Annotated in this window: 18 protein-coding genes; 3 read left to right on the forward strand and 15 right to left on the reverse strand. The window is 71.8% G+C overall.

The window, feature by feature from the left end; genetic code table 11:
• Positions 1-43 precede the first annotated feature (43 nt).
• Genes LY12_RS06785 through LY12_RS06840 form a run of 12 tightly spaced genes read right to left on the reverse strand, consistent with a single transcriptional unit; the run spans position 44 to position 13331 of the window.
• Complete coding sequence (locus LY12_RS06785; RefSeq protein WP_253854057.1) at positions 44-1162, reverse strand: acyl-CoA dehydrogenase family protein; 1119 nt, start codon at positions 1160-1162, stop codon at positions 44-46.
• Positions 1159-2997, reverse strand: coding sequence for an AMP-dependent synthetase/ligase (locus LY12_RS06790; RefSeq protein WP_253854059.1), 1839 nt, complete (start codon positions 2995-2997; stop codon positions 1159-1161). Before LY12_RS06790 ends, LY12_RS06785 begins: the two co-directional genes overlap by 4 nt.
• 11 nt (positions 2998-3008) lie before the next feature.
• On the reverse strand, positions 3009-3812 hold the full coding sequence (locus LY12_RS06795) for an Rv1363c family protein (protein ID WP_253854061.1): 804 nt from the start codon (positions 3810-3812) through the stop codon (positions 3009-3011).
• Complete coding sequence (locus LY12_RS06800) at positions 3812-5086, reverse strand: MCE family protein (protein WP_253854064.1); 1275 nt, start codon at positions 5084-5086, stop codon at positions 3812-3814. The genes LY12_RS06795 and LY12_RS06800 overlap by 1 nt, the downstream gene beginning before the upstream one ends.
• Positions 5083-6336, reverse strand: coding sequence for an MCE family protein (locus tag LY12_RS06805; RefSeq protein WP_253854066.1), 1254 nt, complete (start codon positions 6334-6336; stop codon positions 5083-5085). The genes LY12_RS06800 and LY12_RS06805 overlap by 4 nt, the downstream gene beginning before the upstream one ends.
• A complete protein-coding gene (locus LY12_RS06810; RefSeq protein ID WP_253854068.1) occupies positions 6333-7442 on the reverse strand; it encodes an MCE family protein in 1110 nt (369 codons plus the stop codon). The genes LY12_RS06805 and LY12_RS06810 overlap by 4 nt, the downstream gene beginning before the upstream one ends.
• Positions 7439-8446, reverse strand: coding sequence for an MCE family protein (locus LY12_RS06815; RefSeq protein ID WP_253854069.1), 1008 nt, complete (start codon positions 8444-8446; stop codon positions 7439-7441). Before LY12_RS06815 ends, LY12_RS06810 begins: the two co-directional genes overlap by 4 nt.
• Complete coding sequence (locus LY12_RS06820) at positions 8443-9477, reverse strand: MCE family protein (protein ID WP_253854070.1); 1035 nt, start codon at positions 9475-9477, stop codon at positions 8443-8445. Before LY12_RS06820 ends, LY12_RS06815 begins: the two co-directional genes overlap by 4 nt.
• Entirely contained in the window at positions 9474-10787 is a 1314-nt protein-coding gene (locus LY12_RS06825; protein WP_253854964.1) for an MCE family protein, read from the reverse strand. The genes LY12_RS06820 and LY12_RS06825 overlap by 4 nt, the downstream gene beginning before the upstream one ends.
• Positions 10788-10789: 2 nt before the next feature.
• Positions 10790-11635, reverse strand: a complete 846-nt coding sequence (locus tag LY12_RS06830) for an MlaE family ABC transporter permease (protein ID WP_253854071.1) — start codon at positions 11633-11635, stop codon at positions 10790-10792.
• Positions 11635-12444 carry an MlaE family ABC transporter permease gene (locus LY12_RS06835; protein ID WP_253854072.1) on the reverse strand — a complete coding sequence of 270 codons (810 nt, stop codon included), beginning with the start codon at positions 12442-12444 and terminating at the stop codon, positions 11635-11637. The genes LY12_RS06830 and LY12_RS06835 overlap by 1 nt, the downstream gene beginning before the upstream one ends.
• Complete coding sequence (locus LY12_RS06840; RefSeq protein WP_253854073.1) at positions 12444-13331, reverse strand: oxygenase MpaB family protein; 888 nt, start codon at positions 13329-13331, stop codon at positions 12444-12446. The genes LY12_RS06835 and LY12_RS06840 overlap by 1 nt, the downstream gene beginning before the upstream one ends.
• 155 nt (positions 13332-13486) lie before the next feature.
• Here LY12_RS06840 and LY12_RS06845 point away from each other — a divergent pair, with 155 nt between their 5' ends.
• The 3 genes from LY12_RS06845 (at position 13487) to LY12_RS06855 (ending at position 17325) form a co-directional block, all read left to right on the forward strand.
• Positions 13487-14698: a TetR/AcrR family transcriptional regulator gene (locus LY12_RS06845; protein WP_253854074.1), complete on the forward strand. Its 1212-nt coding sequence runs from the start codon at positions 13487-13489 to the stop codon at positions 14696-14698.
• 124 nt (positions 14699-14822) lie between these two features.
• On the forward strand, positions 14823-16562 hold the full coding sequence (locus LY12_RS06850; protein WP_253854075.1) for a pyruvate dehydrogenase: 1740 nt from the start codon (positions 14823-14825) through the stop codon (positions 16560-16562).
• Between the two features lie 208 nt (positions 16563-16770).
• Positions 16771-17325: a DinB family protein gene (locus LY12_RS06855; protein ID WP_253854076.1), complete on the forward strand. Its 555-nt coding sequence runs from the start codon at positions 16771-16773 to the stop codon at positions 17323-17325.
• Positions 17326-17351: 26 nt separating this feature from the next.
• Here LY12_RS06855 and LY12_RS06860 read toward each other — a convergent pair whose 3' ends face one another.
• The 3 genes from LY12_RS06860 to LY12_RS06870 all read right to left on the reverse strand — a co-directional run bounded on the left by LY12_RS06860 (position 17352) and on the right by LY12_RS06870 (position 19309).
• Positions 17352-17987, reverse strand: a complete 636-nt coding sequence (locus tag LY12_RS06860) for a phosphoribosyltransferase (protein ID WP_253854078.1) — start codon at positions 17985-17987, stop codon at positions 17352-17354.
• Positions 17988-18086: 99 nt separating this feature from the next.
• Positions 18087-18743 carry a 5,6-dimethylbenzimidazole synthase gene (gene bluB, locus LY12_RS06865; RefSeq protein ID WP_253854966.1) on the reverse strand — a complete coding sequence of 219 codons (657 nt, stop codon included), beginning with the start codon at positions 18741-18743 and terminating at the stop codon, positions 18087-18089.
• Between the two features lie 50 nt (positions 18744-18793).
• Positions 18794-19309, reverse strand: coding sequence for an ATP-binding protein (locus LY12_RS06870; protein WP_253854080.1), 516 nt, complete (start codon positions 19307-19309; stop codon positions 18794-18796).
• Positions 19310-19433: the final 124 nt, after the last annotated feature.

Here is a 19433-nt window from a genome sequence, read left to right on the forward strand (position 1 = left end):
GGGTCGTGCGCGGCCCGCCGCACCACCACCGCTCCACCCCGCGTCACAACCCGTAGGACCGGCCGATGATGTCGCGCTGGATCTCACTGGTTCCGCCGTACACGGTCGACACGACGGTCGAGCGGAGCATCGCCTCCATGCCGTACTCCGTGGCGTAGCCGTAGCCGCCCATCATCTGCATGCCTTCCAGCGCCATGGTCTTGGCCAGCTCGGTCGCCTTGAGCTTGGCCATCGACGCCTCGCGGGGGAAGAGCTCGCCCGGGGCGGCGTCCATCCGCGCTGCGGCGTCGTGCACCAGCAGGCGGGTCGCCTCGAGATCGGTGGCGAGGTCGGCCACCCGGTGCTTGAGTGCCTGGAACGAGCCGACCGGACGGCCGAACTGCTCCCGCTCGGCCACGTAGGCGACCGTGTCGTCGAAGATCCGCCGCGCCGTGCCGAGCATGAGCCCGGCGAGGATCATCCGCTCGATGTTCAGCCCGGCCATCAACTGCGGCCACGCGTTGCCCTCGACCCCGACGACCGCCTCGGCGGGCAGCCGGCAGTCGGTGAAGTAGAGGTCGTTGACCTCGCGGCCGCCCATCGTCTCGATGCCGTGGATCTGGAGGCCGTCCGCATCGGCGGGCACGAGGAACATGGTCAGCCCCTCGTGTTTGCCGCCCTCGGAGGAGGTGCGGGCGACCAGCAGGATGTGCTTCGCGATGTGGGCGTTCGAGCACCACGTCTTCTGCCCGTTCACGACCCAGCCGCCGCCGGCCGGCTCGGCGCGGCAGGTCAGCCCGCCGACGTCGGATCCCGCGCCGGGCTCGGACATCGAGATGGCCAGCACGTCGCCGGCCACGAAATCGCCGAGCACCGTGTGCTTCTGTTCGGGCGTGCCGAACTTCTCGAACGCGGCCGCGGTGATCACCGACGTCGCGTAGCCGCCCGTCGGAGCCTTGCCGTAGGCGCTGGTCTCCAGCAGCAGCAACAGATCCCGCATGCCGAGGCCCGCGCCGCCGTACTCCTCGGGTGTCGTGACGCCGAGCCAGCCGAGGTCGGCCATCTTGCGGTAGAGGACGTCGTCGTGCGGCCGCGCGACGTCGTCGGTGACCTCGCGGCGGCAGAAGTCGGAGACGGCGTCGACGAAGTCCTGCTGTTGCTGGGTGAGCGTCGAGAGTGTCACGGGGCGGTCACCTTTCCGTCGGCGTAGAGGGATTCGATGTCGGCGGCGTGGCGTTCGCCGATCACCCGGCGTTTCAGCTTCATCGTGGGGGTCAGCTCACCGCTCTCCGGTGTCCACGGCCGCGGCAGCACGCGGTGGTCCTTGATCTGCTCGGGCCGGGCGAGCTGCGCGTTGGCCGCCTCGACGGCGTCAGCGACAGCGGCCAGCACCTCGGGGTGGCCGGCGAGTTCGCCGACATCGGCCGTGTCGATGCCGCGGGTCTTCGCCCACGCCGGTGCGGCCTCCTCGTCGAGCGTCACCAGCGCCGTGACGTACGGCCGCCGATCACCGATGACGGCGGCGTAGCCGATCAGTGGATGGGTGCGCAGCAGGCCCTCGGCCTTGCTCGGTGCGACGTTCTTACCGCTGGAGGTGACGATGAGCTCCTTCTTGCGGTCGGTGATGGTGAGGAACCCGTCGTCGTCGAAGGAGCCGATGTCGCCGGTCGCGAGCCAGCCGTCGGAATCGGTGTCCGGCCGGATGCTGCCGTCGTCACCGAGGTAGCCGAGGAACACCAGCGGGCCGCGCACCTCGACCTCGCCGTCCTCGGCGATGCGCACCTCCATGCCCGGCATCGGCAGGCCGACGGTGCCCGCGCGATACCGCGCCGGAAGGGTCGAGGTCGCGGCGCCGGTCGTCTCCGACAGGCCCCAGACCTCCATGATCGTCATGCCGAGGCTGCCGAAGAACTCCAGTACCGACGCCGGGATCGGGGCCGCGCCGCTGCCCAGCCGCTCGGCGTCGCCGAGACCGAGCTGTTCGCGCAGCGGCCGCAACACCGTCCGGTCGGCCCTGTCGAACGCCTCGGCCACGTCGGCAGGCGGCTCGTCGCCGCCCGCCCGGATCCGGTACACGGTCGCGGCGACCTCGCGGGCCTGTTCGATCGCGGCGCGCTGCTGCTCGGGCAGACCGCCGAGGATGCCCTGGATGCCGGCCGCGATCTTCTCCCAGACCCGTGGCACCCCGAAGAAGCCGTGCGGGCGGGTGTCCTTCAGCGTCGCCACCAGCTGCGCCTGGTCCGGGCACACGGTCGCGTGGCCCGCAGAGAACAGCAGCAGGTACATGCCCAGTACGCGTTCGGCCACGTGCGCCAGCGGCAGATACGCCACCATCCGCGGATGGTCCTCGACCGGACGGATCAGCTCCTGGGCCGCGGCCTGGTACAGCACGTTCTCGTGGCTCAGCACCACGCCTTTCGGCGCGCCCGTGGTGCCGGAGGTGTAGATCATGCACACCGGGTCGGGCTGCTGCGCCGTGTCCGCCCACCGCTCGACGGCGTCCGGATCCCGCCGGTGCAGGTCCGCGCCGCCACGGTGGAGCTCGTCGTAGGAGACGAACACCGATTCGCCGCCGGGGAGCGCGGCGGCGTCGAGGACGACGACCGCGCGCAGGTTCGGCAGTTCGTCGAGCACGGGCCGCCACCGGTGCAGCTGCGCGCCGCCTTCCAGCACGACCACCGTGGCCGCGCTGTGCGTGGCGACGTGCCGGATCTGCTCGGTCGACAGCGTGGCGTAGGTCGTGCACGGCAGCGCGCCGAGGTGCACCGCGGCGACGTCGACGATCCAGTGCTCGGGGCGGCTGGAGACGTCGATGAGCATGCGGTCGCCGCGGCCGAGCCCGGCTGCCGACAACCCGTGGGCGACGGCCGCGACCTGCTCGCGCACCTGCGCCCACGTGTGGGTGCCGCCGGCCCCGGACAGGGCGGGTCGGTCGCCGAACCGCTCGGCGTTGCGGCGAACCAGGGTCGGCACGGTCCAGGTGCCGAGGCGGGTGCGTACATCGGATTCGGTGAGCATGCGGGGTCCTCTCACAACAGGGTGACGTTGTCGACCAGCCACCGGTCGTCCCGGCGGAGGAGGGTCATCTCCATCCGGTTGCGGTCGACGCGGGGCTGTTCGGTGTTGGTGTTGCTGATCGTCTGGTCGACGAAGAGCAGGACGACGGCACGGTCGGCGGTCGCCTCGGCGATCCCGGCGCGGACGACGTTGCCCTCCGAGGTCGCCTGGTGTTGTTCGAGCAGCTGCGTCAGGTTGTCGCTCACCTGTCGGTACTGCCGTCCGAATTCGCCGGTGGCGTTGCGTTCCACGGCCTGGAAGTTGCCGTCGAGGTCCTGGTGGTCGTACGACGACAGGTCGACCGCATAGCGCTTCGCAGCCGCAACCGCCTCGGTCCGTGCCTGGTCCTCGGCGCGCTGGGCGAAGAACGCGCTCGCGGCGAAGCCGAGTCCGCCGAGGACGGCGAGGACGAGCAAGGCGGCGATGATCCGCCGTGGTCGCAACAGTGCGGCCACGGTCGCGGTGCGCCCGTCGGACTCGCCGCCGGTGTCGTCGCCAGTGTGGTCGCCGGTGTCGTCGTCGCCGGTGTCGGACGCGGACCGGGCGGAGTCGGACCGGGCGGAGTCGGGAGGCCCGGCGGTCGCGTGGTCCGGTTCGGCCACGGCGGTTTCGGTACCGGGCGTCACGGAGACGGTGGCCGGGACGGCGGGTGCGTGCGCCGCGTCCTCCGTGGAGGGTGTGGCGCCGTCGGCATCCTCGGTGGCGTCGGGCGGATCGCCGGCGCCGGAGCGGGGACGAGGGGACGGTTTCCGGCCGGCCGGTACGGGAAGGCGCATCAGTGAACTCCTTGCAACAACAGCGAGGACCAGGAACGGGGCCCGAGCACGGCGGCCTGGCCACCGGTTGTGCCGAGCGTGAACGGCGCGCGCCCACGCGTGGCGGGCTCGGGGGAGGAGGCGTCGGGGGAGGTGCGGTGCGTGTCGCCCGCCGGAGGTCCGGGGTCGGGATTCGCGGCCGAGCCGGAGGCGGTGGGCGTGCCCGCGTCGGGCCGGGGAGCGTTCTGCGCGCCGCGTTGGCTCAGGTCCTGTCCGGGGGTGCAGTGCCACTGCCACTGCGGTGCGCGCGGCTCGGTGCGCTGCGGCGCCCGGCGTCGGGTGTCGTTGTAGCAGACCGGCCCCTGGGTGCCGACGAGATAGAAGTTGGCGGTGTCGCCGTCGACGACGCTGCCGAGGGAACGGAAGGCCTTCGGCGCCGAGCGCAGGAGCTGCTCCACCGCCGGGCCGCGCATCCCCACGAGCCGAGTCGTCGTGACGAGGTTGCCCAGCAGTGTGCCGAGCGACGGCTCCGTGCGTTCGATGAGCTTCGTGACGCGCCGCGCGGGTTCCGGTACATCGTGGACCAGTGTCCGCAGCGCGGGGGCGGTCTCGCGGAGCCCGCCGCTGAGACCGCGCATGGCGGAGGCGAGCTCCCGGAGCCGGGACCCGTTCGACTCGGCGACGAGCCGCCCGTTGTCGAGGATGCGTTCGAGCTGGTCGGTGCGCTGCCTGCCGAACTCCAGGAGCGTGTCGGTGTTGTCGAGGATGCGGTCGAGGTCGCCGGTGGCGTTCCGCAGCCCGGTGGCGAGCGACTCGGCGAGCACGGAGAGGTCCTCGGTCGGCAGGGTGTCGGCGAGGCGGACGACGTCGCCGAGGAGCGTTTCGAGGGGGAGCGGCCTGCGGGTGTTGTCGGCAGTGACGGTGTCGCCGGTCGCCAGGTACGGCCCGGAACGGTCGTCGGGACGGAAGTCGAGGCGCAGGATCGCCATCGGGCTCTCCATGGTGACCACGGCGTCGGCGCCGGCGGGGATGCGCGTGCCGGGGTGCAGCGAGGTGATCACCTCGACGCCCTCGCGGTCGCGGGAGATCCGCACGTCCGAGACCTCACCGACGCCGACGCCGCGATAGGTCACCCGTGAGCCGGCGCGCAGCCCGCCGGTGTCGGGCATGGCGACGGTCACGGTGATCGGATCGCCGGTGGTCTTCTCGCCGAACACGCGGTCGGCGACGTAGTAGCCGCAGGCCACGGCCACGAGCGCGAACACGAGCAGCTGGGCGACGGCGAGTCTGCTCATCGCAGACCCCCTCGCAGCAGCCGGTCGAGACCACCCGGCTTCGGATCCCGGGTGGGAGCTCCCGCGCCGGTGGCGCCGCCGCCGTCGCCCGCGCCGTCCGGCCCGCCGGCCGCGGCGCCGAGGTCGGGGGCGGGACGGCCCGAGTTCTCGCCGTAGAGGTCGATGTCGAGCAACTCGGCGACACCGGCGGGCACGTTGACCGTGCCGTCGAGGTTCAGGTAGTCGCCGGGTGTCGCGCTGCGCAGTGCCCGGGAGAACCGGGTCAGCGACTGCAGTGTCGGCCCCAGCTTCTCGTCCAGTGCGGACAGCTCGCGGAGCGTGGGACGAAGCCGGTCGAGCTGCCGGGTGAGCGCACCACCGGCCTTGTCGATCAGGCTGCGCGTCGTCGTGCCGAGGGATCCGACGTTGCGCAGCAGCGCGGTGAACCGGGTGCGCTCGTCCAGCAGTGTCTGCAATCCCGGCCGGATGTCGGTCAGGCCCTTCTCGAGCGTCGGCGTGCCTTTCCTCAGCGTCGCGGCGACGGTGTCCATCGAATCGACGACGCCGCTGATCTGCTCGCCGCGCCGGGCGAGCCTGCCGAGGACGTCGTCGAGTCGTTCGACGATGCGGCGGACCTTCGCCTCCCGGCCGCCGAGCGCGGTGTTCACCTCGCGCACCACCGTGCGGGCCTGCTGCAGGCCTGACCCGTTGAGCAGCGTGCCCAGCGCGGCCAGCGTGTCCTCGACGTCCGGTCCGCGGGAGGTCCGTTCGATCGGAATGCGGGCGACGTCGGCGAGTGTCCGTCCGCGCGGTGTGCCTGGCGGCGTGTTCGCCGGGGCGTCTGCTGTGGACGGGCTCGGCGCGCCCGACGGGCTCGGCGCTCCGGACGGTCCCCGGTCGTCGCCGTTGCCGGACCGGGGCGGTTCGAGGACGACGAACTGGTCGCCGAGTGCCGACGTGAGTTCCAGTCGCGCCCCGGTGTTCGCCGGCAGCCGGACCGACGTGTCGATCGCGAGGTCGACGTGGGCGAGGAAGTCCTCGGCTCGGATCGCCGTCACCCGGCCGATCTCGGCCTGTCCGATGCGGACGATCCCGCCCTCGGGCAGGTTCGCCGCGTCGGAGAACACCGCCGTGACGGGGTAGGTCTCGGAGGGCCCGCCCAGGGTGGCGGTGTTCTGCAGGCTGAGGCTGCAACCGGCGGCGGGCAGCAGGACGGCCGGTAGCGCGGCCACGGCGAGGACACGGCGGGTGCGCAGGCGCAGGCGGATCATCGGCGGCCCCCGCTCAGTAGGTCGAGGATCCCGAGCGTGTTGGGGAACTCGACCGGGTTGACGATGCCGGCGCCGCTGCACAGCGGGAGCGGCAGCCGCTCGCAGAGCTTCGCGGTGGTGCCGAACTGGCGGAGGTTGGTCGACAGGTTCAGCCGGATGCGCAGCCGGTCGTCGTCGGACACGGCGCGGTCGAAGTTGTCGAGCGCGAGCGGCAGCGTGTCGAGCGTTTCGGCGAGTTGCTCCTTGCGGGACACCAGCGTGGTCGAGAGCCGGGTCAGCCGCGAGACGTCGCCGGGCAGCTGGTTTCCGTGCCTGCGCAGCAACGTGTTCAGCGTGCCGAGGGCGGAGGAGAGCCTGCCGATCGAGCGGGTGATCGCCTGCTGGTGGGTGGTGAAGTCCTTCGAGGCGGTCGTCACCGTCGTGGTCAGCTCGTTGATCGTGGAGCGGTGGTTCTTCAGCACCGACAGCAGCGTGTCCACATTGTCCAGTACCGCGCCGAGGTCTCCGGTGCTGCCCGCGGCCACCTCGGTCGCCCCGGCGAGTTTGTCGAGCGCGGCCCGGAACTCGCGGCCGTTGCCGCCCAGCGAGTCGGCGGCGGTGGACACGAGCTCGCCGAGTCCGCCGCGTCCCTCGCCGTCGGGACCGAACGTCGTCAGGATCGTGTCGAGCGACGAGGTCAGCTCGTCCCAGGTGACCGGGGCGTGGGTGCGGGACACGGGGATGACCGCACCGTCGTCGAGCGTCGCCCCGCCGGTGTGGGCGGGGGAGAGCTCCACGAACCGGTCGCTGATGACAGCGGGGTTCATGATGTAGGCGTTCGCCCGCTCGGGAAGCCGGGTGTCGCCGGGCAGGGACATCGTGACCCGCACGGAGTCGCCGCGGGGCTGCGTACGTTCGACCCGTCCGACCGGCACTCCCAGCAGCGCGACCCGGCTGCCGGGGAAGATGCCGTCGGCCGTGGCGAAATCGGCGGAGATGCGCAGCTGCGGCTCCGGGCGCAGCAGGACGTACCACCCCGTCGCGGCGACGAGCGCGACGACGAGCCCGATCGTCACGAGGCGCGCGAGCATGCGGGGCCGGTGCGCAGCCGTGGACCGCTCGGTCATCGGCATCCCTCCACGAGCGCGGCCACGCACAGCAGGTTGTCCGGCAGCGGGCCGTCCGGGCCCGAGACGTCGCCCCACGGGCCGTTGCCGGTCGCGTTGGTGACGTAGCGGCTCACCGGCCCGAGCTTCGCCAGCGACCGGGAGATGGTGCGGTCGTGCCGCTTCAGCGTCGTGGTGATCGAATGCAGGTCGGACAGCAGCGGCGAGAACGCCGGCTGGTTCTCGCGGATGACCTTCTCGAGCGCGGCGGTGAGCGTGTCCACCTCCCGCACGAGCGTGCGGATCGTCTCGCGCCGCCTGCTCAGCGTCCCCGCGACGAGCTCGGCGTCGCCGAGCAGTTGCGTCAGGTGGCCGCGCTGTCCGGCCAGAGTGGACGTCAGCGTGCGGATGCCCCCGAGAAGCTGCTGGAACTGCTCGCCCCGGTCGCCGACGATCCGCGCCGCCCGGCGGATTCCCCGGAGCGCATCGCCCAGCACCTCGCCGTCCGGTGCGGCGTCGGAGAGCGTGGAGATCATGCTGCGGAGCTGTGCCGTGTCGAGCTTCTCCGTGGTGCCGTGCGCGTCGCCTGCCAGGTCGCCGAGGCTGTAGGGAACGGACGTGCGCTGCCGCGGGATGGTGGCGTCGGCGAGTTCGCCCGCGCCGCGGGGCTGCACCGCCAGATAGCGGGTGCCGAGCACTGTCGCCAGTTTCACCGAGGCGGAACTGGTGCTGCCGAGCGGCTGCACCTCGTCGAGCCGGAACCGCACGTCGACGTGATTACCCGCCAGGTCGACGGCGACGACCCTGCCCGCGGGCACGCCCGCGACGTGGACCTGATCGCCCGCCGCGAGTCCGGCCGCGTTGCCGAACTCCGCGGTGAACTCCGCCGTGTCGGCGTGGAACCGCAACTGCGGGATCGCCACCGCCGACGCGACGAGCAGTGCCAGCACGAGGGCACCGGCCACGCCGGAGAACACGGGGCCGCGTCGGGTCAGGGCCGACACGAGGGTGCGCAGCCTGCTCATCGGCACACCTTCGAATGCGGCCCGGGGCTGAGGTTGACGGGAGCATCGCCCGTCACGTCCACGCGCAGGTCGCAGACGTAGACGTTGACCCACGAGCCGTAGTCGGTCGCGCGGCCGACGGTGTCGAGCAGCTCGGGAGCCTCCGCCATGAGCGTGTCGAATCGGCCCGTGTTGCCCACCAGCGAGGAACTCACCGTCTTCAGTGCCGTGATGTCCTCCGACAGGTTCGGCGTGATGCCCGCCAGCAGCGTGTTCAGCGAGCCCGCCAGCTTCGTGCCGCTGTCGAGCGCGGTGGCGATGTCACCGCGGTGCCGCGCCGCGTACGAGGTCAGGCGCTTGAGGCCGTCGACGAGGGCTGTGAACTGTTCGGTGTGGCCGTTCATCGTGCCGAGGACCGAGTTCAGGTTCCGCAGCAGGCGGTCGAGGACCCGTTCCTTGCCGTTCACCGTCGATGTCAGCGAGACCACATTGGACAGCAGTGATTCGATCGCAGGGCCCTCGCCCTGGAACACCGCGACGATCGTGCGTGCCAGCCGGTTCACCTCGCCGGGTTCGATCGCCTCGAACAGCGGCTTGAACCCGTTGAACAGGGCGGTCAGGTCGAGCGGCGGGCGGGTGCGGGAGGCGGGGATCGTCGCGCCGGGTTCGAGGTCCGCGGCGTCGCGGGCCCGTTCGCCGGTGCCGCCCGACTGCCCGGGACGCGACGTCAGGGCGAGATGCCGCGAGCCGAGCAGGTCGGCGTAGTGGATGGCGGCGCGCACGCCCACGGGGACGTGCTGGTCCGTGGAGACATCGAACGTGACGTGCGCGCGGCCACCGTCGAGGCGCAGCTCCCGCACCGTGCCGACACGTACGCCCGCGATCGTGACGTCCGATCCGGCGTAGAGACCGTGGGCGTCGGTGAACACCGCGTGGTATGTGCGGGTGTCGCCGGGCAGCGGGTCGGTGAGCGTGTTGACCACGAGAACGGCCGCGAACACGCACGCCGTGACGAAGGCCGTCAGCTTGGTGACGATCGGGGTGAGCCTCACGGGACCACCACCGTTTCGCCCCGCACCAGTGGTCCCAGCATCAGGCCGAGCAGCCCCGGGTCCTGTGCGGTCCGGGCGTCCGGGCCTGCGGGAAGCAGACGACCGAGCTGCTGGAGTGACCGCTGCTCCTGGTCACTGCCCACGGGGCCGCTCGTGCCACCGATTGCGGGACCGTTGTCGGAACCGGCGGGGGCTCCGGCACTGTCGCTCTCCCTGCCGGAACGCTGTTGCGGCTGCGGGAACGTCCGGTCATGCCGGGACGAGGGAGCCTGCCCGCAGTTCTGCCCCGCGAGTCCCGGGTAGCGCGGGCAGTCCTCCGCGGTGTACGGGAAAGGCTGGTCGAGCGTCAGCGCGGCGTTGATCTTGAAATTGCCCGTGGTGAACGTGCGCGCACCGCGCTGCAGGAAGAACCGCGCCGCGTCGAGCGTCTCCCCGGTGGCACCCGGGTTACGGGCCAGCACGTCGGCGATCGGACCGGTGGCCTCGGCGAGGGTCACGAGCCGCTCCGCGTGGTCGGACACGACGCGGCGGCCCGCGTTGGTGAGGTCGATCCCGGAACCCAGCAACGCCCCGAGTGAGCGCCGCTCGTCGGTGATCACGGAGGAGAGTGCGGTCGCGTTGTCCAGGGTCGCGAGGAGGTCCGGGGTGGCGGCCTCGGCGTCCGACGACAGCCGCGCGACCGTGTCCATGTTCTCGTCGAGCGTCTCCAGCAGCGGCGAGGTCTCGGTGAGCAGTGCGTCGGCGTCGTCGATCATGCGGCCGAGTCGTTCGCCGCGGCCGCGGACCGTGTCCGCCAGCGTGCTCATCGCGACCTGCAGCTCGGCGGGTCGCAGGGCGGTGATCACGTCGTAGAGCCGGGTGTAGGCCGAGTACAGCCGCACGGTGCGCCGCGAGGTGTCGGGCCGGAGCGTGGTTCCCGCATCCAGGGATCCGGTCGGCTCGGCGCCCTGCGGTACGGCGAGGTCGACGTATTGGTCGCCGAACAGCGTCCGCGGCAGTATCCGCACCCGCACGTTGGCCGGCAGCTGCCCGAGGATCTCCTCGTCCATGCGCAGCCGCAACGCGGCGCCGTCGATCCCGCCGTCGACCGACGTCAGCCTGCCGACGGTCACGCCGTGGTACTGCACCGCCGAGTTCTCCCGCACCGGCCCCGCCGACGCCGGCAGCATGGCCGTGACCTGCGGCGCGGGTCGCAGCGCGTCGTTGCCCGCGGCGATGAGCACGCCGGCGCCCACGACGAGCGCGGTCGCGACGGCGAGTCCCCGGAGAGCCAGGGCGGCGCGGCTCGTGTCGCGGCGGCGTGAGCGCATCGTCACGCCCCCACGCCCGGCAGCGTCGGCTGCGTGCCCCAGATCGTGAGGGTGAGCAGCACGTCGACGATCGCGATGGTGACGATGCTCGTGCGCAGCGCACGTCCCGCGGCCCTGCCGACGCCCTCGGGTCCGCCGGCGGCGTGAAAACCGTATCCACAGTGGACCAGCGTGATGATCACCGCGAAGACGACGGCCTTCAGCAGGGAGAAGCCGACGTCACCGGGCGTGAGCAGCAGCTGGAAGTAGTAGTCGTAGGTGCCGCTCGACTGGCCCTTGATCTGCGTGACCGCCAGGCTCGTCGCGGCGTAGGAGGCGAACAGCCCGACCAGGTACAGCGGCACGACGGCCAGCACGGCCGCCGCCATGCGCGTGCTGACCAGGAACGGCACCGACGGCACCGCCATGGTCTCCAGTGCGTCGATCTCGTCGGAGATGCGCATCGCGCCGAGCTGGGCGGTGAACCCGGTGCCGACCTTCGCGGCGAGCGCCACACTCGCGACGACCGGTGCGATCTCCCTGGTGTTCACGAGCGCCGACATCAGCCCCGTCATGGGGGACAGGCCGATGATGTCGAGCCCGCGATAGCCTTCCAGTCCGATCTGGGTGCTGGCCACCGCCGACATCGCGAACACCACGCCGATCGTGCCGCCGCCCGCGAGCAGGGACGCCGAACCGAAACTGATGTCGTTGACGTGCCGGAGCACGTGCCGCCAGTACCGCACCAGCACCGTGGGCACGGCGGCGAGCACGCGGGCGTAGAACGTCGAATGTGTGCCCAGTGCGGCGAACCCGTCCACCACGGGGCGCGTCGCGCGCGCGGGCAGCCGCGAGACCGGCGCGGCCATCAGTACGCCCCTCGCGCCGGGACGATCGCCGCGTACAGCTCCGTCAGCACCGTGTTGGCGACGAACACGAGGATGAACGCGAGCACGACCGCCTCGTTCACGGCGTCGCCGACACCGCTCGGCCCGCCCTTGGCGGTGAGGCCCTTGAAACAGGCCACCAGCGCCGCGATCACCCCGAAAGCCGCGGCCTTGATCTCGGCGATGACGAAGTCCTCGACGCGGGAGAACTCGGTGAGGCTGCCGAGGAAACCACCCGGCGAATCGCCGAGCACGAGCGTCTGGAAGCCGTAGCTGGCACCGATCCCCACCGCCATCACCAGGCAGGCCAGCAGCGTCGTGACCAGCACCGCGGCGATCACCCGCGGCACCACGAAGCGTTCGATCGCGGGGATGCCCATGACCTCCATGGCGTCGACCTCTTCGCGGATCGTCCGCGCGCCGAGGTCCGCGCACACCGCCGAGCCGCCCACGCCGGAGATCATCAACGCACAGATCAGGGGAGAGGCCTGCGCGACGATGACGAACGCGACGACCGCGCCGCCGTAGCCCTCCGCGCCCAGCTGTCCCGCCATCGACCCCACGTTCAGCGCGACGACCACGCCGAGCGGCACCGTGACGAGCAGTGAGGGAAGTGTCGTGACCGAGGCCAGGAACCATGCCTGTTCGAGCACGTCCCGCCACGCCAGCCTGCGGCGCACGACGGTGCGGCCGAGCGCGGCGACGGTGCTCGCCGTGAAGCTCAGCAGCATGCCGGCCTGGGCGAACGCGTCGCCGACGGCCGTGCGGGTGGGCGGCGGGGAGAACGCCATCAGGCCGCCCGCGCGGCGTCGTGCGCGCAGGTACCGCGACGGGCGGCGCGGCGGCCGCGGACGATGAGCCAGTAGGCCGACGGGGAGTACCGCAGCGGTTCGGGCGCCCGCCGGTGGGTGGCGCGGACCACCGCGGCGAGTCGTTCGAGCTTGCGCCGGTCGGCGCCGGTCCACTCCAGGCCCAGCCGTTCGCGCAACGGCGGTGGCAACGTGCCGACGGTGGTCAGCCGTACCAGGTTCGCCGCGGGGGCGATGCCGGCGTTCCACAGTGGAGTGGGCAGGAACCGGCTGGGCCGTTGCGGGTGGGTCAGGGCCTCGAGGACGTCGGTGGTGCTGCGGTTCGATTCGAGGCGGTCCCGCACCGTCTCGTCGAAGTAGGTCTCGGCGCCCGCCCAGTCGGCGGGAAGGTGATGCGCCTTCAGGCCGAGCGCCAGGCCGATCGCGCGCCACTCCCGCCACATCTCGTCGAGTTCGGCCCGTGTCATCGGCTCGCAGAACCACGCCGCGGTGTCGACCATGAACTTCGCCAGCGTGGCGTGGACCCAGGCGTAGGCCTCCGGGTTGAGCGCGTGGTACCGCCTGCCCTCGTCGTCGACGCCCTTGATGTCCCGGTGCAACTCGATGAGGCGGTCGCCCTCGGCGTGGGCGCCGCCGCCCATCCCATAGACGAACCGCAGCGTGGACAGGTGCGTGCCCCACGCGCGTTTCCACGGGTGCTGCTTGAACTCGGAGTGGTCGAGCACGCCCCTGCCCACCACGGGGTGGGCCACCTGGAGCAGGAGGCCGGTGCCGGCGAGCAGGGCGCCGGGAGCGACACCGAACCGTTGCCACGTCACCGATCCGGAGCCGGGCAACGTGGTCGCATCGCTGGCGGAGGTCTCGACCATGGCCACTCCCCATTCGGCACCATTGCGAATCGCGATTAACGTAGCTTCCTGACACGGGATGTTGTCAAGAGTCTCCGGTGCTGATGCCGCGCGGTAACGGGATAGAATCGGGGATGTCGGCGAGACAACGCAGGAGCGAGTCGGAGGTAACGTCGTTGCAGCAACAGGACACCGGCTCCGCTCCGGCGGCCCCGCCGTCGCGTCGCCGTGGCGACCGGAGAGCGCAGCTGGCCCGGATCGCGGCCGAACTGTTCTGCCGGCGTGGCTATCACGCCGTGGGGCTCGGCGACATCGCCACCGAAGCGGGCATCACGGGACCGGCGATATACCGGCACTTCAAGAACAAGCAGGCGATCCTCACCTTTGCGGCCGACGACCTGGCGGCCGCCACCAGGGACGCCGTCGAGACGGCGCTCGCGCGGGCGACGACCGATCCGTGGTCCCGCATCGATGCGATCGTGCGTTCACTGACCGCGCTGGTCATCGACCGCAGGGAAGGCGCGCAGCTGTACCAGTGGGAGCGGCGGCACCTCGACCCCGAGGACCACGCACGGTTCACCGCGACCATGGAATGGCTGGTGGACACCGTCGCAGGCCTCGTCGGCGAGGGACGCCCCCGGCTACCCGAGGCCGACCGCGCCACGGTGGCGACCGCGGCGCTGAGCGCGATCGCCAGTCTGGCGACCCACCGCACCACCGTGTCGGCGCGGGTGGCGCAGCGGGGACTGCGGAGCATCGCGCTCGGTGTGCTCGCCACCGGGTTGCCGCCCCGGCTCGGCGGCGAACTCGCCGAGGAGTCTCCCGTCCCGCCCGCGGCCAGCCGGTTCGTCTCCCGCAGGGAACGGCTCGTCGTCGCGGCACTGCGGCCGATCCGCGAACGCGGTTTCCACGCCGTGACGATGGAGGAACTCGGCGCGGCCGCCGGCATCGGCGGATCGAGCGTGTACCGGCACTTCGCCAGCAAGGCCGAACTGCTCGCCGCGGTCTACTACCGGGCCGCCGACCGGCTGACCGTCACGACCAGCACGGCCATCGAATCGGCCGCCGAACCGGGCGAGGCGCTGCGGGCGCTCGTCGATGCCTACGTCGATTACAACTATTCGGACAGTGACCTGGCCGCGGTGTACCGCTCCGAACACGGCAACCTGCCCGACGACGACCGGCGACAGCTGCGGAAGGTGCAGCGGGAGCACGTCGAGCAATGGGTGCGGCTCGTGATGGCCGTGCGCGGCGACACGCGCGCCACCTATGCGCGACTCGCCGTTCACGCGGCACTGAACATCGTGCACGACCTCTGCATTCGGCGACAGCGCATCGCCGATGCCGGTCAGATCAAACACCTCGTGTTCGCCGCACTGGCGAGCTGATCACACTCCGCAGCGCGATCCGGTGCGTGCCGGGCCGAGGCAGGCCACGGTTTCGGATCGCGCGGTGGGCGCGGCGCCCCGACAATCGTCGGCGAAGCACCGTCGATCCGTGAAGGAGTACGAGATGGCCCGAACCTCGGTCGCCGATCAGTTCATCGAGGTACTGCGGCAGGCCGGTGTGTCGCGGATCTACGGCGTCGTCGGCGACAGTCTCAACCCGGTCGTCGACGCCATCCGGCGCAGCCCCGGCATCGAATGGGTGCACGTGCGCAACGAGGAGGCCGGTGCGTTCGCCGCGGCGGCGGAGGCACAGTTGACCGGCAGGCTCGCGGTGTGCGCCGGCAGCTGCGGCCCCGGCAACACCCACCTGGTCCAGGGACTCTACGACGCTCACCGTACGGGCGCACCCGTGCTCGCACTCGCCTCGCACATCCCGGCCAGTCAGATCGGCACCGGCTTCTTCCAGGAGACGCATCCGGAACGGCTGTTCGTCGACTGCAGCGGCTACTGCGAGACGATCTCCACCCCGGAGCAGGTGCCGCGCGTGCCGCGGATCGCGATGCAGCGCGCGCTCGCGGGCGGTGGCGTGTCGGTGCTGGTGATGCCCGGCGACCTGGCCCACCGCGACGCCGCCGGGCCGACCGGGACGAGCACGTTCATCACCGAACGCGCCGTGGCCGTGCCCCCGCAGTCGCAGGTCCGGGCTCTGGCCGAGGCGCTCAACCGGGCGAGGACGGTCACCCTGTTCTGCGGTGCCGGCGTCGCCGACGCGCACACCGAGGTCATGGAGCTGGCGGGACGGGTGCACGCCCCGGTGGGGCATTCGCTGCGTGGCAAGGAATGGGTGCAGTACGAGAACCCGTACGACGTCGGCATGAGCGGACTGCTCGGCTACGGCGCCTGTTACCGGGCCACTCAGGACGCCGATCTGCTGGTACTGCTCGGGACGGACTTCCCCTACGACGGCTTTCTTCCGCTCGAACGGACCGTGCAGGTCGACCACGACGCGAGCAGGCTCGGCAGGCGCACGCCACTGGAACTCGGCGTGCACGGCGACGTCGGTGAGACCCTGCGTGCCGTGCTGCCGCTGGTGGAGCAGAAGGCCGACCGCAGCTTCCTCGACGACATGCTCCGCGAACACTGCCGGACCCTGGAGACGGTGGTCGATGCCTACACCAGCCGGGTCGGCGACCGGATGCCGATCCACCCGGAGTACGTCGCCGACGTGCTGGACGACCTCGCCGCCGAGGACGCGGTCTTCACCGTCGACACCGGCATGTGCAACGTGTGGGCGGCGCGGTACCTGACTCCGAACGGACGCAGGCGGGTGATCGGGTCGTTCCTGCACGGGACGATGGCGAACGCGCTGCCGCACGCCGTCGGCGCCCAGTTGGCGTACCCGGGGCGGCAGGTCGTGTCGATGTCGGGGGACGGCGGCCTGGCGATGTTGCTCGGCGAACTGCTCACGGTGCGGCTGCACGACCTGCCGGTGAAGATCGTGCTGTTCAACAACTCGTCGCTCGGCATGGTCAAGCTGGAGATGCTGGTGGAAGGGCTGCCCGACTACCAGACCGACCACGCAGGGGTGGACTACGCCGCCATCGCCCAGGGCGCGGGGATTCCGGCCGTCCGCGTCACCGAACCGGGCGAGGTGCGCACCGCGCTCGCGGACGCGCTCGCACGGCCGGGTCCGGTGCTCGTCGACGTGGTCACCGACCCGAACGCCATGTCGATGCCGCCGCACATCACGGCTCAGCAGATGAAGGGCTTCGCGCTCGCCGCGAGCAAGGTGGTGCTGGGAGGCGGTGTCGGCAAGATGGTCGAACTGGCTCGCTCCAATCTGCGCAACATCCCGCGTCCGTGACGGCGGGTCCACAACGGACGTCCGAAGTGGAGTGATGCCGGGAGCCAGGGCGAGGCGGGCGGCCGGGGCACGGCGCCTCGGCACCGGCGGACCACGGCACGCCGTGGGCGGAACGATCCAGCGGCGATAGCGGACCGATAGCGGACCGATCCTGTCCGCTATCGCCCGTAGCGTTGCCGCCATCAGCCGAGACGAAGGGAACCCGACCATGACGACGACCTCGACCTCCACGGCAGCCACCGCGGCACCCGCCGACCGTCGCGACGAGCACACGGTGCAGCGCGAACGTGCGGACCTCACGTGGCTGCTCGCGCGCCAGCGCTGGTTCCTGCGCTTCACCACCAGGGACCTCGACGACGAGCAGGCCGCCCGGCGCACGACCGTCAGCGCCCTGACCCTCGCCGGGATCGTCAAGCACGTCTCCGCCACGGAACGCGCCTGGATCGCGTTCGCGGGCGGCGACGCGCGGGCGGTCTCCGGGGCGGGCACCGAGGACCGATCCGACGAGTTCCGCATGCTGCCCGGCGAGACCCTGTCCGGTCTGCTGGACGAGTACGCCGAGACCGCACGGCGCACCGAGGAGTTCCTCGCCACCGCCGACCTCGACGCGACGTTCCCGCTGCCAGAGGCGCCGTGGTTCGCGCCGGGTGAGCACTGGTCGGTGCGGCAGGTGTTGCAGCACATCGCCGCCGAAACCGCCCAGCACTCCGGGCATGCCGACATCATCAGGGAATCGGTCGACGGCGCCCGCACGATGGGTTGACGGGTGCCGCGACTTCCGGCGGGGACTCACGCGTGCTGCGGGTGCAGCAGCGCCATGACCTCGTCGTCGGTCACCGGCCGGAAGTCGCGGTACCAGTTACCGACCGCGCGCATCCACACCCGCGGGTTCGGGCACACCGTGCGGTCGGCGGACGAGGACAGTTCCTCGAGTACGTCGGCGGGCGCCACGGGTACGGCGAGAGTGAGCAGCCGGGCGCCGCGCGAGGCCACCGAATGCAACGCCGCGCGGGTGGTGGCGCCCGTGGCGATGCCGTCGTCCACGACGATCACGCAACGGCCTTCGAGCGAGATCGGCGGTCTGCCGCGGCGCAGTCGTGCGACGGTCCTGTCCAGTTCGGGGAACGCCTCGGCCGCGGCGCGTTCCAGGTCGGCGGGACCGAGCCGGCGATGGCGCAGCACGTCCGGATTGGCGACGATCGTGCCGCCTTCGGCGATCGCCCCGAGCGCCAGCTCCGGATCACCGGGTACGCCGAGTTTGCGGACGCCGATGATGTCGAGTTCCCCGCCGAGCGCCTCCGCCACCGGGCCGGCGACGACGACACCGCCGCGGGGCAGACCGAGCACGAGTGGGCGCTGCCCGGCCAGGTGGTGCAGGCGGGCGGCCAGCTCACGGCCGGCGTCGCGGCGGTCGGTGAACTCCATGCGCGCATGCTCCGTACGCGGGGAACGTCTCCACGTTCAGGGTGCGCGCCCGCGGCCGCGGGTGTCCAGCGCCCGGCCGGGCGGTTCTGCGCGTGCGGGTCACGAGCCGGGGTAGCGCTCCGCGTGCACGACCGCGTCGAGGGGAAGCCGGGTGCGCCAGCCGTGCCGTTCCAGGTCAGGGGCCGGTTCCAGGTGCGTCACCGGTCCCAGGCACAGCCACGCGACCGGGCGGACCCGCTCGGGGATGCTCAGCAGTTCGCGCAGCACGGGTTCGCGGTAGAAGCTGACCCAGCCGACTCCCAGCCCCTCGGCGGTCGCGGCCAGCCACAGGTTCTGGATGGCCAGGCACACCGAGTACAGCCCGGCGTCGGCGATCGCGTGCCGGCCCAGCACGGCGGGGGAGCCGCGGTCCGGGTCGTAGGTCACGACGACCGACAGCGTGGACTCGAGGATGCCCTCGATCTTGATCTTCGAGAACGTCGCGGCGGCCTCACCCGAGAGTTCGCGGGCGAACGTGTCGCGCTCGGCGGCGACGTGCTCCCGGAACGCCTCGCGGGTCCCGCGGTCGCGCACGAGCACGAAGTCCCACGGCTGGCTCAGGCCGACGCTGGGTGCGGAGTGGGCTGCGCCGAGGATGCGCCGCAGCACGGCATCGTCGAGTGGTTCGCCGGTGAACTGCCCGCGCACGTCCCGTCGCCGCCCGCACAGGGAGTAGAACAGGTCCGCGACCTCACCGGGGGAGGCGCCGCCGGCCACGTCCGCACCGGGCTCGCCGGCCGACGGGCCGCCCCGGTCCTGCTGCGCGCTCACCACTCGCGGTTCTTCAGGCCGACGAGCACCCGGTCGGCGAGCGCCGGGTCGACCGTCTGCGGCTGTTCGGGGGGCCGGGCCGCTGCCTCGGGCGGCAGGTTGCGCCGTTCGCCGCGATGCGGCAACCGCACCTGCGTGGCGGACATGCCGGGCGGAAGGGCCACCTCGCACCAGACGAGCTTGCCGCGGCCCTGCACCGGTACCGCGCCCGTACGGCGGCCGTCGATCACGGGTGCCTCGTCGTGGGCGTGGGCAAGCTGGTCGTCCTCGACCTCGATCACCAGGCAGTCGCCCTTCAACCGGAGCCGTACGTTCACGAACCCCGGGTTGTTGCCGTCGGCATGGTCGAGCACGTTCTGCACGAGCGCGCGCGCCGCCTCGGACGCGGTGTCGCGGAGCATCGGCAGCCGCCACTCGGTCAGCGAGAACTCGACGAACATGGTCGTGCAGTTCAGCGCGCTCGGCATGGCCACGAGCCGGATGTCGTCGACCTGTGCGGTGTGGCTGCTCACTCGTGATCCTTCCGCGGCGCGTGTCGGCGGGAACCGCCAGCCGCGTGGCGGGCCCGGGTGCTGTCGGTGCGAGGGCTGTCGTGCGGGGTCGATGTGGTCGGGCTGTCTCCGGGTTCGGCGCGCC

This window comes from Prauserella alba (assembly GCF_024171735.1).
Taxonomy (GTDB): domain Bacteria; phylum Actinomycetota; class Actinomycetes; order Mycobacteriales; family Pseudonocardiaceae; genus Prauserella; species Prauserella alba.